General features: G+C 51.3%; 19 protein-coding genes. 6 read left to right on the top strand and 13 right to left on the bottom strand.

What is annotated here, in order from left to right; genetic code table 11:
* Positions 1–101 precede the first annotated feature (101 nt).
* The 5 genes from KNP82_RS05955 to KNP82_RS05935 all read right to left on the bottom strand — a co-directional run bounded on the left by KNP82_RS05955 (position 102) and on the right by KNP82_RS05935 (position 3,893).
* Positions 102–332 carry a YneF family protein gene (locus tag KNP82_RS05955; RefSeq protein WP_021067584.1) on the bottom strand — a complete coding sequence of 77 codons (231 nt, stop codon included), beginning with the start codon at positions 330–332 and terminating at the stop codon, positions 102–104.
* Between the two features lie 123 nt (positions 333–455).
* On the bottom strand, positions 456–2,447 hold the full coding sequence (gene tkt, locus KNP82_RS05950) for a transketolase (RefSeq protein ID WP_029595351.1): 1,992 nt from the start codon (positions 2,445–2,447) through the stop codon (positions 456–458).
* A 198-nt stretch (positions 2,448–2,645) separates the two neighbouring features.
* Positions 2,646–2,879, bottom strand: a complete 234-nt coding sequence (locus tag KNP82_RS05945; RefSeq protein WP_021067586.1) for a DUF896 domain-containing protein — start codon at positions 2,877–2,879, stop codon at positions 2,646–2,648.
* A gap of 60 nt (positions 2,880–2,939) precedes the next feature.
* Complete coding sequence (locus tag KNP82_RS05940; protein ID WP_021067587.1) at positions 2,940–3,584, bottom strand: YneB family resolvase-like protein; 645 nt, start codon at positions 3,582–3,584, stop codon at positions 2,940–2,942.
* 72 nt (positions 3,585–3,656) lie between these two features.
* Positions 3,657–3,893, bottom strand: a complete 237-nt coding sequence (locus KNP82_RS05935; protein ID WP_214756573.1) for a hypothetical protein — start codon at positions 3,891–3,893, stop codon at positions 3,657–3,659.
* A 205-nt stretch (positions 3,894–4,098) separates the two neighbouring features.
* Between KNP82_RS05935 and lexA the strand changes: the two genes are divergently transcribed.
* Together lexA and KNP82_RS05925 are read left to right on the top strand one after the other, a co-directional pair.
* A complete protein-coding gene (lexA, locus tag KNP82_RS05930) occupies positions 4,099–4,719 on the top strand; it encodes a transcriptional repressor LexA (RefSeq protein ID WP_021067589.1) in 621 nt (206 codons plus the stop codon).
* Positions 4,719–5,159, top strand: a complete 441-nt coding sequence (locus KNP82_RS05925; RefSeq protein WP_214714758.1) for a metal-binding protein — start codon at positions 4,719–4,721, stop codon at positions 5,157–5,159. The genes lexA and KNP82_RS05925 overlap by 1 nt, the downstream gene beginning before the upstream one ends.
* Before the next feature lie 87 nt (positions 5,160–5,246).
* Here KNP82_RS05925 and KNP82_RS05920 read toward each other — a convergent pair whose 3' ends face one another.
* The 5 genes from KNP82_RS05920 to hflX form a co-directional block, all read right to left on the bottom strand.
* Entirely contained in the window at positions 5,247–6,347 is a 1,101-nt protein-coding gene (locus KNP82_RS05920) for a DNA alkylation repair protein (RefSeq protein ID WP_214827317.1), read from the bottom strand.
* Positions 6,348–6,515: 168 nt separating this feature from the next.
* Positions 6,516–7,856, bottom strand: coding sequence for a type I glutamate--ammonia ligase (gene glnA, locus KNP82_RS05915; RefSeq protein WP_021067592.1), 1,341 nt, complete (start codon positions 7,854–7,856; stop codon positions 6,516–6,518).
* A 46-nt stretch (positions 7,857–7,902) separates the two neighbouring features.
* Entirely contained in the window at positions 7,903–8,301 is a 399-nt protein-coding gene (locus KNP82_RS05910; RefSeq protein ID WP_029595347.1) for a MerR family transcriptional regulator, read from the bottom strand.
* Between the two features lie 93 nt (positions 8,302–8,394).
* Entirely contained in the window at positions 8,395–9,690 is a 1,296-nt protein-coding gene (locus tag KNP82_RS05905; protein WP_058764531.1) for a methionine gamma-lyase family protein, read from the bottom strand.
* Between the two features lie 7 nt (positions 9,691–9,697).
* Positions 9,698–10,942 (bottom strand): GTPase HflX, encoded by a 1,245-nt coding sequence (gene hflX / locus KNP82_RS05900; RefSeq protein ID WP_021067595.1) that lies wholly within the window; start codon positions 10,940–10,942, stop codon positions 9,698–9,700.
* Positions 10,943–11,044: 102 nt separating this feature from the next.
* On the opposite strand from hflX, the gene KNP82_RS05895 reads away from it, so the two are divergent.
* Positions 11,045–12,043 (top strand): site-specific integrase, encoded by a 999-nt coding sequence (locus KNP82_RS05895; RefSeq protein ID WP_131471213.1) that lies wholly within the window; start codon positions 11,045–11,047, stop codon positions 12,041–12,043.
* A gap of 62 nt (positions 12,044–12,105) precedes the next feature.
* Positions 12,106–12,501, top strand: coding sequence for a hypothetical protein (locus KNP82_RS05890; protein ID WP_131471214.1), 396 nt, complete (start codon positions 12,106–12,108; stop codon positions 12,499–12,501).
* Here the strand turns inward: KNP82_RS05890 and KNP82_RS05885 are convergent, their stop codons facing one another.
* The gene (locus KNP82_RS05885; protein WP_131471215.1) at positions 12,502–13,050 is read right to left on the bottom strand and encodes a GNAT family N-acetyltransferase; all 549 of its coding nucleotides are present in this window, start codon (positions 13,048–13,050) and stop codon (positions 12,502–12,504) included.
* Positions 13,051–13,192: 142 nt separating this feature from the next.
* Between KNP82_RS05885 and KNP82_RS05880 the strand changes: the two genes are divergently transcribed.
* Both KNP82_RS05880 and KNP82_RS05875 read left to right on the top strand, forming a co-directional pair.
* Positions 13,193–14,353 carry an MFS transporter gene (locus KNP82_RS05880; protein WP_214827313.1) on the top strand — a complete coding sequence of 387 codons (1,161 nt, stop codon included), beginning with the start codon at positions 13,193–13,195 and terminating at the stop codon, positions 14,351–14,353.
* A 117-nt stretch (positions 14,354–14,470) separates the two neighbouring features.
* Positions 14,471–15,019 carry a DUF4256 domain-containing protein gene (locus tag KNP82_RS05875; protein WP_029595342.1) on the top strand — a complete coding sequence of 183 codons (549 nt, stop codon included), beginning with the start codon at positions 14,471–14,473 and terminating at the stop codon, positions 15,017–15,019.
* Positions 15,020–15,042: 23 nt separating this feature from the next.
* Here the strand turns inward: KNP82_RS05875 and KNP82_RS05870 are convergent, their stop codons facing one another.
* Both KNP82_RS05870 and KNP82_RS05865 read right to left on the bottom strand, forming a co-directional pair.
* Positions 15,043–15,525 (bottom strand): hypothetical protein, encoded by a 483-nt coding sequence (locus KNP82_RS05870; RefSeq protein ID WP_214827312.1) that lies wholly within the window; start codon positions 15,523–15,525, stop codon positions 15,043–15,045.
* Positions 15,525–15,698 carry a hypothetical protein gene (locus tag KNP82_RS05865; RefSeq protein ID WP_214827311.1) on the bottom strand — a complete coding sequence of 58 codons (174 nt, stop codon included), beginning with the start codon at positions 15,696–15,698 and terminating at the stop codon, positions 15,525–15,527. Before KNP82_RS05865 ends, KNP82_RS05870 begins: the two co-directional genes overlap by 1 nt.
* Positions 15,699–16,007: the final 309 nt, after the last annotated feature.

The raw sequence follows: 16,007 nt of genomic DNA, 5'->3' as shown, positions 1-16,007 counted from the left end.
TCAGACTATTCTTTTAGATTAGCGAAAGTTTGTTCGATTGTCTAACAAAAAATGGATACAAAAAGCACTTTGCGGGCGCAAAGTGCTTCGGTCGATCCGGTTTATTTCTTTTCGTTCTTCATTTGAACGTTCATGGCGCGCATCACTTGGTTGACTTTCTTCTGTGACGGCTTTTGACCCATTTGCATCATCAATGTACGAATCATATCTTCGTTGATCGGTGGGTTCTGTTCGAGGTAGTTCATCATGTATTTACGAGCGATAAAGAAACCGATCGCAATACCCCCGATTAGTGCTGCCACGATCAGAAGAATCCAGAATAATGTACTCAAGGCTTAACCTCCTCTACCATATGAAACATCGTTTTTTACTATACACTATATTACGCTAATTCGCTAGTCGTCTGTAAAAAAAGTGGTGACCCAAAACTCCGGGCCACCACTGATAGTAAGCGATTAAAGTGATTTGACAGCAGCGACGACGTTGTCGACCGACATGCCATATTCTTTCATGAGGAGATCCCCAGGGGCAGAGGCACCGAACTTGTCGATTCCGAGTACTTTACCGCCGAATCCGACGTATTTGTACCAGCCGAGTGTCGCGCCCGCTTCAAGTGAGACACGCTTCGTGATTGACGAAGGAAGGACCGATTCTTTGTATTCTGCTGACTGTGCTTCGAACAATTCCCACGAAGGCATCGAGACGACAGCCGCGTTCACGCCGTCAGCCGCGAGTGCTTCGCGAGCTTCGACGAGGACGTGTACTTCAGAACCTGTACCGAGAAGGAGGACGTCCGCCTCGCTCGAGTTACCGGCGACGACGTAGCCACCTTTAGCCGCTTCTTCAATCGACGTGCCTTCGAGTTCTGGCAACGCTTGACGCGTCAAGACGAGAAGTGACGGTGATGATTTCGTTGTGATTGCTTGCTTCCAAGCCGCAATCGTCTCTTTTCCGTCAGCCGGACGGAGAACAGACAAGTTTGGCATCGCACGGAAGCTCATCAAGTGCTCGACCGGTTCGTGTGTCGGGCCGTCTTCGCCGACCGCGATTGAATCGTGTGTCAAGACGAACGTCGATGGGATTCCCATGAGGGCCGCGAGTCGTACCGCTGGACGCAAATAGTCTGAGAAGACGAAGAATGTCGCGCCGTAAGGAAGGACACCACCGTGGAGTGCCATACCGTTGACGGCAGCTGCCATTGCGAATTCACGGACGCCGAACCAGATGTTGCGGCCTGCTGGATCTTCATCGAAGTCTGCAGCACCTTTAATCATCGTGTTGTTCGAGCCTGCGAGGTCAGCCGAACCACCGAAGAGTGTCGGCACCGCTTTAGCGATTGCGTTCAATACTTCACCGCTCGTTTGACGTGTCGCTTTCTTCGAACCGATTTCGAACGTCGGCAACTCGCTGTCCCAACCTTCTGGGAGCTCATTGTTCACTGCACGCTCGAACTGTGCACCGAGTTCAGGGTGTGACGACTTGTAAGCCGCGACGAGTTCGTTCCAGTCCGCTTCCGCTTTGGCACCTGGCTCAACGACTTTCTCGTTGAACAAGTCGTAAACTTCGGTCGGTACGTAGAAGTTTTCGCCTTCCCACTTATAGAACTGCTTCGTGAGCTCGATTTCAGCTTCGCCGAGCGGCGCGCCGTGTGAGGCCGATTTCCCTGACTTGTTCGGTGAACCGAAACCGATGACCGTCTTCACTTCGATGAGGGTCGGTTTCGACGTTTCCGCCTTCGCTTCGTCGATTGCTTTCGCGATTGTATCGATGTCCGTGCCATCTTCAACGCGAATCACTTGCCAGCCGTAAGCGTTGAAACGATCTTCGACGCTTTCTGAGAACGACTTGTGAAGGTCGCCATCGAGTGAGATGTCGTTTGAATCATAAAGGACGACGAGCTTTCCGAGTTTCAAGTGACCAGCGAGTGAGGCAGCTTCTGCCGACACGCCTTCCATCAAGTCACCGTCTCCGCAAATCCCGTATGTGAAGTGGTCAACCACTTTGAACTCATCACGGTTGTAAGTCGCTTCCAAATGTTTTTCAGCCATCGCCATACCGACTGCCATGGCAATCCCTTGGCCGAGCGGTCCAGTCGTCGCGTCGACACCAGCCGTGTGACGGTACTCTGGGTGTCCAGGCGTCTTCGAATCCATTTGACGGAACGATTTGAGATCGTCGAGTGAAAGGTCGTAACCAGATAAGTGAAGAAGCGAGTACAAGAGCATCGAACCGTGTCCCGCTGAAAGAACGAACCGATCGCGGTTGAACCAGTTCGGGTTTTTCGGGTTGTGACGCATCTTATCCGTCCAAAGTGTGAACGCCATCGGAGCCGCACCCATCGGCATCCCCGGGTGACCAGAGTTCGCTTTTTGGACCGCATCAATCGAGAGCGTCCGAATCGAGTTAATCGCTAATAATTCTTTAGTAGTTGTTTCCACTAATTTCATCCTCTCTGTTGTTACAAAGTTTCTACCCGTCATATTTTAGCATACTCATTCGTGTGTCACAACTAATTAATTAGTATAACACATTAGATGGAATCGTTTACTTCCTTTCGTCCAAAATCAGTCCATTAAGTCCTCCTGATCGCCGTTCGCGTATAACAAACATGCACACCCTATATGAAATAGGATGTGCATTCGTGGTCACTCCGAGCGATGTCGTTTCTGCTCGTCTTTCAATTTTTCAGGCGTTACGTCGTTCCCGTCCGGATCGACGACCTTCATCCCCATCATTTGCGATTTGAATGATTGGCGGAACGCTTGCAAATATTGTTGGCGCAGCGCTTGCTGCTCGTCCATCTCTTCTGATGACAGTCCATCTGTCTTGGCTTTGTTGGCGAGAAAATTGATTCGCTCCAACTGTTCAGGTGCTAGCATCAGGCTCGCCCCCTCTCTACTGAATTTGTTCTTCTACTGTACAAAATCAGCGAGCAGGAATCAAGTTTCTGGCACTGATACGTGCTCCAAATAACGACGGTTCACGGTCGCTTTCGACACCTCATAGCCAAAACCACGTAGCGTGGCGGCAATTTCAGCGAACGTCAGTCCGCGCTCGCGCAGTTGGACGATCTCTTCGATCGGCACTTCGATTCGGCTCCGACCGCCTTGATCGTGATGTTGGATGTTGCGGTGCGGGTTGAACCCGTTCGCGACCGCCCGACGCATGCCGCGTGAGATTTTCGCATTATGGATTTTACGCTGGTATTCCTCGACGACACTGACGATTTCAAGCACCATCTTCTCGGCATCCGAGACGACGTATTCATCGGACGATTGCATCGTCAACAAGCGGACGTTATGTTTCATGAGCGTATGCAAGATGGCGATTTTCGCGTTCCCTCGTCCGAGGCGGCTGTCATCGCTCACGAGCACGGCATCGAGATTAGATGTCGAGACGTGCTCCAACAAATCGAGCAACCCCGTCCGATTGACCTCATACCCACTCTCTTGCTCACTGATCACATCGACGATTTCAGCGTCAAGACGTTTCGCCATCCGCGTCAGTTCGTCCGCTTGGCGACCGAGTGACGTCTCTTGCGTGGACTTGTTCGTCGACACGCGACAATAAATGACGACTCGCATCCCGTCACTTCCTTTCTTTCCATTCGCCCTCTACGATACACAGGTTCGGGGGCTGTTCGCAATCAGAAAAGATTATTCGGCGGCGAACCACGTCGTCTTGTCGTCTTCTTTCTCAGCGCGTTCAGCGAGAAGCTGTGCCTCGAGCGACTCGGCCTCCGTCAAGGCGACTTCTTCTTCGATGCTATGCTCGATTACTGGTTCGGTCGCGACGACTTCGACATCGTGGCGCATTTCCCCGACCATATAAAACGCGAACATTCCAAGTGCCAACATGCCGACTAAAATGATTCCATTGATTGTGTCTCTCATAACGATTACCTCCTAGGAATAAGAATACACGTTCTCGAGAACGTCTGTTCGTTTATCTGTTCTCATCATAAAACAAGAACTTCTGTTCGGTCAAGTAGAAAAAAACGAACGAATGTTTGTGCGCTCATGTGTTCTTGTGTTAAACTAAACCCATAAAGAATAGGATGCGTTCGCAGGTTATTCGACATAATCGAGGTGAAATCCATTGAAAAAAATGTCAGCAAGACAACAACAGATTCTTGATTTTATAAAAGCCGAGGTCCGGGCGAAAGGGTATCCACCTTCCGTTCGTGAAATCGGAGAGGCAGTCGGACTCGCATCGAGCTCGACCGTCCACGGCCACTTAGACCGTCTAGAGAAGCGTGGATTGATTCGACGTGACAAGACGAAGCCACGTGCCATCGAAATTTTAGATGAAGAGATGTCAGTCGTGGAAGACCATGATGCCGTCATGTACGTGCCGGTCATCGGAAAAGTCACGGCCGGTACGCCGATCACGGCGATCGAGAATGTGGAAGAGCACTTCCCGCTCCCGGCCCACGTCGTCGGTTCCGACAACGTCTACATGCTCTCGGTATCGGGAGACTCGATGATTAACGCCGGCATCTTGGACGGGGACCGTGTCCTCGTCCGCCAACAGAACACGGCCGACAATGGAGAGATTGTCGTCGCCATGACGGATGAAGGCGAAGCGACGGTGAAGCGGATTTATAAAGAAGCTTCGAAAGTCCGTCTTCAACCAGAGAACGACGAGCTCGAAGCGATGTATTTCGATAACGTGTCGATTTTAGGGAAGGTCATCGGTGTATACCGCACGATTCACTAATGGCTAGTGGCAAGACACATACCCGTACGAATCTCGTGGCAATCGGTGCTCTTGCGATTGCCACGCCTTTTATTGACATCGATGTTCCGACCATGTTCCTATTCGGCGCCCTAATCGGGACGTTCTGGCTCTCCCCGGACCTTGACTTAAAGTCGGACGCCTATTATCGATGGGGACCACTCCGAGGCTTTTGGCTCCCTTACGTGAAGATTATGCCCCATCGGTCGTTATTCTCGCATTTGCCGCTCTTGAGCGATCTGATCCGGGTCATCTATCTTGGCTTCCCGCTCACGCTCGTGCTCACGTTCACGCCGTATGAGGAAGCTGCCAGATCATGGCTCGACCTAAACGGGGCCGCATGTTTCTTCGGACTCGTCTTCGCGACGACGTTACATACGACGCTCGATTATGCGTCCACGTTCTTCAAACGTGCCTTTTAAGCCAAACATTTATGCCATACACCTAAAAGGGCAACCCGTCTAGTAGAGACTGGGTTGCCCTTTTTGAACTGTTTATTATATAGAAGCTCAATAACTTTTATGCAACATGACATGATGTTCTGCCACTTCTCGTCCATTGACCAGCAAAACGACACGATGCTCTCCTGAATAATGCCGACGAGTCGTCAAATCTGCCCAATTGTGCATCCTGTTCGCTACAAGTCGCGCACCCCCGGGGACGATTTTGTTCGCTAGCAGAAAAGCTTTACGACTCGCTTTCCCGTTCGCTTTTATGAAATCGATGGCGTATTCGACCCGAATATAGGCGGCATCGCCTGGACGAATCGACACATCGTATTGAATCTCGCACGCCTCCCCTATGCTGAGCACGTTCGGATGTATCGAAATCGATGCGTTGACGGTCAAATCCGTTTCTTGCGTATAACCGAACAGCGTTAAGGCGTCAGGATGTGCGGATTTGATCAATGTTCGGCACGCATGTCTGATGACCCAATCGGTATGAGGATGTTCGCCTTGCCATCGACGCGAGACTTCGAGCACGGCTTCCGGGTGATCTTTCGAGATATCGTTGAGATTGTTGGCGACACTTTTCCTTACATATAATGATGGGTCTTCTTTCAATAACTCTAAAACCGCAAACACGGGAGCCGGATTTTCTCTGAACATCGGTAATGACTCCGCCCACGGAAGACGAGGACGACAGCCTTCACTTGCCAATCTTCGCACATGCTCATTCGGATGCTTGGCCCATGCCATCATGCGATCCATTACTCGCGTCGAATCACGAAGCAGAAAAGGTCTGATTGCGAATTCAGAAGACGATTTCTGCGTGAAGAGTTCGAGTGCTGACATCGAGCGTTCCCAATGTTCTTCCGCCTGTCCATACACTTCTACGAAGTCGGGAAAGAATAAATATGGAAAGCCGACACAATCGTCTGCAATTTCAACCAATACATCTATAGCTGACTCGTAGTTTTGAGGTAAGTACTCCCCGAGCTTTGTCGAAATACGGCGCATACGCCCTTTCAGCGCTAACGCTTCCCATGACTCATCTACAATCGATGCGACAAATGCTTGTATATCAAACGATGGGTACACGGATTGAATCCGTCGCCCAAATTCTAATAAAAACCCCTCATCATACACGTCTTTTAATGGCGTTGCCATTGCTTGGCCCCCTCTATCTGCTTCGATTACGCTCATATTTTCAATAACCGCTTTTCATTATATTGATTAATTAGAATGAATGACACAAAAAGAGCTCTGAATGAGCACTTCTTGCGAAGACTCATTCAGAGCTCTGGTTTTTAAAGGGGATATCCCTTATTAGTCGACTTAGTAGAGCGTCATGTACTGATCGCGTTCCCACTCCGTCACTTGCGTGCGGAACATATCCCACTCGATTTCTTTCAACTCGAGGAAGTGCTCACCGATATGCTCGCCAAGCGATTCCATGACGACTTTGTCAGTACGGAGTACTTCGAGCGCGTCGAAGAGCGTAGCCGGAAGATCGTCAATCCCGTTAGCAACACGTTCTGGCTTGTCCATGACGTAGATGTTGCTGTCGATTGGCTTCGGTGCTGTCATGTCTTTCTCAATTCCATCGAGACCTGCAGCCAATAGTGTGGCCAAAGCGAGGTACGGGTTTGCTGCCGGGTCGACCGAACGTACTTCGATTCGAGTCGAGAGACCACGGGCCGCTGGTACACGAACGAGTGGTGAACGGTTGCGCGCGCTCCATGCTACGTAGCAAGGTGCTTCATAACCAGGAACGAGACGCTTGTACGAGTTAACAGTCGGGTTACAAACAGCCGTGAATGCACGGGCATGCTCGAGAATCCCTGCCGTGAAGGCGCGAGCCGTGTCAGAGAGTTCCATTTCGCCGTTCGGATCGTAGAAGACGTTCGTGTCACCTTTGAAGAGCGACATGTTGGCGTGCATCCCTGAACCGTTGACACCGAAGAGTGGCTTCGGCATGAACGTCGCGTGAAGACCATATTTCGCTGCAATCGTCTTGACGACGAGTTTGAACGTTTGGATGTTATCAGCCGTCGTGACCGCATCTGCGTATTTGAAGTCAATCTCGTGCTGACCTGGTGCGACTTCGTGGTGTGATGCTTCGATTTCGAAGCCCATGTTTTCGAGCTCGATGACGATCTCTTTACGGCAGTTCTCGCCGAGGTCGACCGGTGCCAAGTCGAAGTAACCGCCTTGGTCGTTAAGTTCGAGTGTCGGTTGGCCGTTCAAGTCTTTCTTGAAGAGGAAGAACTCAGGCTCTGGTCCGACGTTGAATGCTGTGAAACCGAGCTTCTGCATGCGCTCGAGGTTACGCTTCAAATTGCCGCGCGGGTCACCGCTGAACGGTTTTCCGTCCGGAGTATAAATATCACAAATCAAGCGAGCGACTTTACCGCTGCCGTCTGTCCACGGGAAGACAACCCATGTGTCAAGGTCTGGATAGAGGTTCATGTCTGATTCCTCGATGCGTACGAACCCTTCGATTGAAGAACCATCGAACATCATCTTGTTATCAAGTGCTTTGTCCAATTGGCTGATCGGAACCTCGACGTTTTTAATCGTACCGAGGATATCCGTGAATTGAAGACGAATAAAGCGTACGTCCTCTTCTTGTGCGATGCGTTTGATGTCTTCTTTCGTGAACGTTTTTCTGGCCATGGTGAAATGTCCCCTCTCACATTGTGTAATGGTTAGTGTACTGGCGTCATCGATAAAAACGTGACAGCTCACCTTGAATGAGCGACGTCTTATTGAAACGGCCAGCTTCTTGAAGCTGTGTTTTCAATAATTTGTGTAACTCTTGTTCAGAGATCTTCGGTGCTTCATCGACCGGCGCCTTTAGTGATTCCGCGTCTTTAGCGTCGCTGTTATCGAGCATATGACGAATCGCCGCCAAGTTGAAGCCTTGATCGATAAAATCCTTGATCGTGAGTAGACGTTCGACATCATTAAAGGAATAGAGCCGTCGTTTCGATTCCGTCCGACTAGGCGAAATCAGACCCTGTTCTTCATAGTACCGAATCTGCCTACCTGTCAGCTGGGTCAAATCTTGAACGATTCCAATCGGAAACAACGGGTTGGAGCGACGAAATTGATCGGCCATCTCTTACCCCTCCTTTTCTGTCTCACACTGTGAGAATAATACATGACAACTTACCTGTCAATAGATGTTAAGAAAGTTAACATGACATTTCGGTTACAACTTCTGTGAGATATTGTCACGGTCAAATGTGACGAGCTCTTTCGTCCGCAATTGGCTCAAGGCAAGCATGAGCGCGACCTTGACGTGGGCGTAAGTTAATCCGCCTTGAACGTAGGCCGTGTAAGGCGCGCGGAGCGGACCGTCGGCCGACAATTCAATCGACGAGCCTTGAATGAACGTCCCAGCTGCCATGATAACGTCATCCTCATACCCCGGCATATAGGCCGGTACCGGTAACGCATGCGCATTGACCGGCGACGCCATCTGGATGCTCTGACAGAACGCAATCATCTTGTCGCGGTCGCGGAACGTCACCGATTGAATCAAATCGGTCCGGGGCGTCGTATAATGCGGATCGGTCTCGAAACCGAGCAATCCGAGCAGGCTCGCCGTCAAGTGCGCCCCTTTCAAGGCTTGGGCGACTGTGTGCGGCGCCATATAAAACCCTTGATACATCTCTTGGAGCGAATAGAGTGACGGACCGGCCTCGCTTCCGATGCCAGGTGTCGTCATGCGGAACGAGCAGCGTTCGACGAGTTCTTTGGTCCCAGCGATATAGCCACCCGTCTTCGCCAAGCCGCCTCCCGGGTTTTTGATGAGTGAGCCGGCCATGAGATCAGCCCCGACGTGGGTCGGTTCAATCGTCTCGACGAACTCACCGTAACAGTTGTCGACGAAGACGAAGACGTGCGGGTGTGCCGCTTTGATTTTCGCGATTGCCTCCCCGATTTCTTGGACCGGAATGCTGCGTCGGTTGGCGTAACCTTTCGAGCGCTGGATGCCAACGAGCTTCGTCTCAGGGCGAATCCGTGCGATGACGGTCTCGACATCGATCTGGTCGTCTTTCAACTCGACCGTGTCGTAGCCGACACCAAGTTCTTTGAGCGACCCACGGCCGTCTCCCCGAATCCCGACAATCTCTTCGAGCGTGTCGTACGGCTTGCCGGTAATATAAAGCAGTTCATCCCCTGGCAACAACACACCGAACAAGGCGATCCCGATGGCGTGCGTCCCAGAGATGATTTGCGGGCGGCACAGGGCGAGGTCCGCCCCGAACACGTCAGCATAAATCGATTCGAGCGTGTCGCGTCCGATATCGTCATAGCCGTACCCGGTCGTCGGATTGAAATGAAAATCCGACACTTTATGCTTCTTAAACGACTCGAGGACACGGTATTGGTTGAACTCCGCTGTCGCCTCGATCGTTTCAAAATATGGTTTTACCCGCGCTTCCGCCTCGGTCACGAACGGGGCCAATTCATCATAATACGCAATCTTTTCTTGCCACATCATTGTTTCACACCTCAAATTGTTTCAGCGTCGCATATAGACGCGTGTCTTCTCTCATATATCCAACGAGTTCGACCGAACCGTCATCGAGGAACTTCTCCTCGAGACGATACATCGAATCTTTGGCCGGATGGTAATGCTCGAACGAGCGGACCGGCAAGATGACGTGTACTTTCGTCAACACATCCGCAATCTTATCTTCGATCGCGCCGATGAGCGTCTCGATATCGTTCGAGTCGAGCGCCGAGATGACGAGCGGTCCGCCGACGAAGTCTTCGGTCAACCGGTCTTTCTTATTGTATACCTCGAGCTGCGGCAACTCACTCGCGCCGAGTTCCGTTAAGACCGAGTTGGTCGTGTCGATCTGGTTCATGTAGTGCGGGTTTGACGAATCGATGACGTGCAAGACGAGGTCAGCCCCGAGCACTTCCTCGAGCGTCGAGCGGAACGCGGCGACGAGTTTCGTCGGCAAGTCGCGAATAAATCCGACCGTATCCGTGATGAGCACTTTCCCGCCGCGCGGCAATTCGAGCTCACGCGTGAGCGGATCGAGCGTCGCGAACAATTCGTCCTGTTCGTACGTATCGGCGTCCGTCAAGCGGTTGAAAATCGTTGATTTTCCGGCGTTCGTATATCCGACGAGCGCGACTTGGAACACACGGTTCTCTTTCCGACGTTCGCGGTAACGGTCACGGTGCGCGACGGTGCCTTCGAGATTTTTCTTAATCTCATCGATGCGGCGCTTGATGTGCCGGCGGTCCGACTCGAGTTTCGTTTCACCCGGTCCCCGTGTCCCGATTCCGCCACCGAGACGTGACAGTTGCGTGCCTTGTCCGATTAAACGCGGGAGCAGGTAGTTCATTTGGGCGAGTTCGACTTGGAGTTTCCCTTCTTTCGATTGGGCCCGTCCGGCAAAGATGTCTAGAATCAATTGCGTCCGGTCAATCAGTTTCATCTCGTCCGGGTCGTTCAGCGAGATGCGGATGTTCTTTGACTGGGCTGGCGACAGCTCGGCGTTGAAGATGACGATGTCCGGCTCGAACTGTTCGATGAGCACCGCGAGCTCCTCGACTTTCCCTTTCCCGATGAACGTGCGGCGGTCGACTTGTTGCCGTTTCTGATCGAGACGGGCGACGACCTCACCTCGTGCCGTATCGACCAATTCGACGAGTTCCCCCATCGATTGTTCATATGTCCAATCGTCGACAGTCGGTAATTGACATCCGACGATAATGACTTTCTCTCGTTGCATAAAAATCCCTCATTCCTATAAGTCTCATCCTCCATCTTACCACGAAACGGCGAATGGAGAACGTCCGTTTGTGGTACGATATGAGGAGAAGGAGGAACGTCCATGACGAAACGTAGAAAAGAGTATCCATTGCCTGAATATATCGAGGCGTACTTGTTCCATCTCGGCGCGAGCGGCCGTCAACCGTCGACGCTGAAACGCTATCGATACGACTTGATCGATGTGCACAAATACTTTCATGACCATAACGTCGAGCTCGATGCCCCGGAGGCGTGGCTCGCCGTCCCGCTCGAATCGTGGAAGACGTTCGTCAACGACTTCCTCATCGAAGAGAAGCAATACCAACAGGCGACGGTCGCCCGAATCGTCACCGTCATCAATAGCCTGACCGTCTTCTTGAATCCGCTCCGGAAAAAGATGCTCGCCTATGCCCAACCGGCTCATACGCTCACCGTCGACCAGATTGCCTTGCCGACCGAGTTCAGCAAGCTCGTCCGGACGATCCGTTCGACAAGCGGGCTGAGTGAGAACCAGCTTCAGGCGCATCCGTATCTCGTCAATCGGAACGAGCTAATCGTCACGTTGTTCTATAAATATGGACTCCGGGTGCACCATATCATCCGTCTTCGGATGAACGACCTGCATCTCGCGAGCCATGAATTCGACGTCTATGACCGGCTCGGCAACCGGTTCACGTTGAAACTCAGTCAAGAGGACCAGACACTCCTTATGAACTATTTGGCTGACATCCCGACGCCGGTCCGTCCGCGTTGGTACTCGGACGATCCCGTCTTCGTCTCGTTCGACTTCTCCCGGATGACGTTCCGTTGGGTGTATGCGAAGAACCAGCCGAAACAGCTGACGATCGTCATGATTACGAAGATGATGCGCCAATTGAATGAACGCAGCGGTCTCAGCCGTTCGGTCACACCGTCGATGCTCCGGAACGCCCACGTCTTGAAGACGTATGCGACCGACATGACGTCACTTGAACGGATGAACGTGACGTGTATGCATAAAGAGTCATCGCTCCGGCGCTATGAGCAGGCGTATGCGGAGTTCGGCGCAACGCTCTATGAATCAGGGGGCGTCACCCCGTAACCCGTCGTCATCTTTGCAGGTGACGGCTTTTTTTACTTGATGATCCGAAAGGTGGGCGTACCGTGTTTTTTCAAAAAATCCAATCTGCTCTCATCAGTCTATTCATTATTCCTTTCGTGTTGCCGCTCTTCTTTCCCTACGCGCTCGATTTGTCATATGGACCGAGCGTGGCCGTCTATTTGCTCTATGCGATCCCCATCGTGTTCATCTACGGGACGTTCACCTCTATACTGTCCGAGTATATAAGCCAAAAGACGCCATTCCGTTCGAAACGGGTGACGTCTTTCGTGTTCCATCTGATTGCTGGCTGGTTGTTCGTGGTCCCATATGGACTGTTATTCGATCCATCCATCTTCGAGACAGGTATATTCAACCTCGCATCGTTACTTGGCGTGTCGAGCGCCTTCATTTTCTATGCGGTCGACCAACTGCTTGGCCATCATTTCAAAACGCTGTAGTCAGTGGGCCCACTCATTTCGCAACAAGCCGTATACGACGTGGTCGACGTAGCGGTCATATAGCCACTCCGCGTTGCGAAGCACCCCTTCTTCGAGGAAACCGAACCGTTCCGGCAAGGCCCGGCTCTTCACATTCCCGGTTGCGACCCGAATCTCGATTTTATCGAGTTTCAAGTCACGGAACCCGTAATCGATGACCGTCTCGAGCGCTTGACTCATAACGCCTTTGCCTTGAAACTCTTGGCCGAGCCAATAGCCGACCGTCCCACACTTGATGCCTCGGTCGATGTCGTTGAAGCCGATCGTCCCGGCGAGCTCACCCCGATACACGATCGCAAACGACTTCGGATAGCCGCCCGTCTCCATCAATCCTTTAATCCGCCCTTCGATATTTTGCCGCGAATCGTCGACCGTCTCCGTATAATCTAGCCAACCGAGCCACTCGCGAAGGTATGGCTTCGACGCCATCGTCAATTGGAACAACGCCTCTGCGTCATCAATGGTGAACATTCGTAGTTGAAGCTGGTCGTTGATGTCATAGCGTAACATGTCGTTTCCCCCGTTTACTTTCCAATTATTGTACTCTTAATGATTTTATCGTAAACTATTTGTAAATAATTTGAAAGCGGTGAAAGTATGTAATTCGACATCATGTCATCCACCCAAAATTGAATAGTTCTGGAGGAGAGTCATGATGAAGTCGTTTTACCTGCTGCTGGTCAGTCAATGGCTGGCCAATATTGGTGACGTGCTTTATATCGTCGCCTTGATCGCTTTGTTATATCAACAGACCGGTTCCGCCCTGGCTGCGGCCAGTTTCCCGATTGCCGTCACGATCGGCATGACCGTGAGCGGTCTGTTCTTTGCCCGCGTCTTATCTCGGTTCACCCTCGGTCAGACGCTGCTCGTCACGCAACTGTTGAAGACGACCTTGCTCGGGGCCGTCATTTGGTCGGAGTCGATTCTCGTCCTCGGCCTCGTCGTGCTCATCGCCTTCTTGGATGGGTTCGCCCGTCCGGTCCAAGCGTCGTTCATCCCCCGGCTGACGACGAATCGCCAACAAGCGAACAGTCTCGTCCAAGGGTCGAATCAGTTCATCCAGCTGGCGATGTGGCCGCTCGGTACGATGGTCGTCGCTTCGTTTTCAAGCGCGATTGCCTTGACCGTCGCGTTGATGTTATTCATGCTCTCGACGCTCGTCACGCTTCGCTTCGTCCGTTCACTCGACCGCGACGTGACGGTAGAAGATGGTGAATCAGACATTTCCCTTAGAGACAGCCTCGCCATCGTGCGAACAGTACCTCATGCTCGATTAATCACGGTATTCGTCACGTTCGAGTCTTTCGTCAGCACGCTCTGGATTTCGGCGCTTTTGCTCGTCTATCTGGAACGACACCTCTACATCGATACGGGCTGGTGGGGGACGATGAACGCGAGCTACTTGATCAGCATGATTCTGGCCAGTGCATACTTGTATCGCGCTCAACGAAGCAGTTCGCTTGGAATCAGCTCCCTGCTGTCGGTCGGGGCGGCCTTGTTGTTCGGCGTGACGTCTCATATCGCATTCGCGCTCATCGCGCTCGCAGTTCAAGGATACGCCACCCAACTCCGTATCATCCAAACGAACACGGTGCTCCAAGAAACGTCACCTGCCTCGCAACTTCCGTACGTCTATAGCGTCCAACAGACGGCTTATACCCTCGCCTTCAGCATCGGCAGCCTGACGTTTGGAATGCTCGCGGACGGATTGCCGATCGCCATCGTCTATTTGATTGGCGCAGGTCTGACCGTCCCGCTCATCTGGCTAGGTCGACAAATCGATTTGACGGAAGATGTGATTCAATCTGCATAATAAGACGGCGCCTTCTCGCTTTGAGAGGGCGCCTGTTTTTAAACTTATTTCGGTTGCTTCAGATTCATTCTGCATCGCGTATACTAAAAGAAAACGCTGATTAGGAGGAAGCTAAATATGAATACGTTATCAAATCATGAAAAAGACGAGATATTGCAAACTCTGCATGTTCGATTTAATGACCATCCGGAACGGCATCCTGATTTCACTTGGCACGACGTCTTGACGCGTCTTCAAGCAAACGACCAGAAACTCGGCGTGCTTGCCGAGATGGAACGGACCAGCGGTGAGCCAGATGTCATTCGACTTCCGAATGGTGCCTTAGCTTTTTGCGACTGCTCACCTGAAAGCCCGAGTGGCCGACGCAGCCTCTGCTATGACGATGCGGCGTTAGCGGCACGAAAAAAAAACAAACCGGATGGGAGTGCCGTCGCATCAGCTGAGAAGATGGGAATCGAGCTACTCGACGAAGCAACGTATCGCCATCTGCAGACGCTCGGCACGTTCGACTTGAAGACGTCGAGCTGGATTGCCACCCCGGAATCGATTCGTCAAAAAGGCGGCGCCTTATTCTGCGACCGGCGCTACGACCAGATCTTCGTCTATCATAATGGTGCCGATTCGTATTATGCGGCCCGAGGATTCCGCGGAATGTTCATCCTTTAAGCAGGGCCACGTGCCTTGCTTTTTTATGTGAAGAGCCAATTGAAGACGATGGGGACATACTTGACGAAAAATAGACTCACCGGGACGATGGCAAATGCTCTAAACACCCACATATACCATCCGTTATATTTTCGAGTGAAAAAGATCAACGCACTATATGTGACTGCATTCCCAGTAACATCTGGTTCTTCCATCCCTTGCGCAATAATTTCTTTCCATCCTGGAAGTAGACCCGGCGCAAACGAGGCCGCAAAGTCCGGCGTGATATCGTACTTCAACCGCACATACCAGGCGATTATATACACCGATATGAAAAGCAGTGACCACAGCGTCAGAGCAATATTAAGTAACAGCCCTTTCCAACTCTCACTCCGAAAATAAAACACACCAATTAAAATCAACACGCTAAAGATGACGTTGATAATGAATGGGGGTGAAATCGTCAGGATAGAAAATGTTTCGGCGGACATGATTGTTCCGACCGCTAAATTCGTGTTTTGCTCCATCACCACGTTCTCACTTCATTCACGTGCGGTAATAGCTGATCATACAATTCAACGTATAGTCCCATCCCCATCCCCATGCCAATCCCGAGGAGCAACAGAAGTGCTCCTATGTGCTTTGTCGTCATGCAGACGATGATGACATGAAGCACGAGCGTACCAATAATGCTGTCCACAGTCGTACTATCCCCTGATACAATTCGTTTCGGCTTGATCAGCAAATACATGCCGGCGGTTGATAAAATGATACCTAGACAGACGCTTAAAAATAGAACAGTCGCTAACATCTTTCTTTTAAACACCTTTATGTATGAAAATACGGTTTGTGAAATAATAAATATCTAAAAACTATGAGTTACCTGTTCAAATTTTAGAGCCTGCCTTCCTATATGTCTACCAAAAATTTCAAATGAATGAACGAATGGGCATGATTGTTTATCTCACGACCACATCGCCCCAATAAAAAAACTGCAGACGATTTGTCT

Source organism: Exiguobacterium sp. s26 (assembly GCF_018618235.1).
In the GTDB taxonomy this organism is placed as follows: Bacteria; Bacillota; Bacilli; order Exiguobacteriales; family Exiguobacteriaceae; genus Exiguobacterium; species Exiguobacterium chiriqhucha.
Note: the sequence above shows the minus strand (reverse complement) of the source record. Positions and strands in the feature narration are given on the sequence as shown.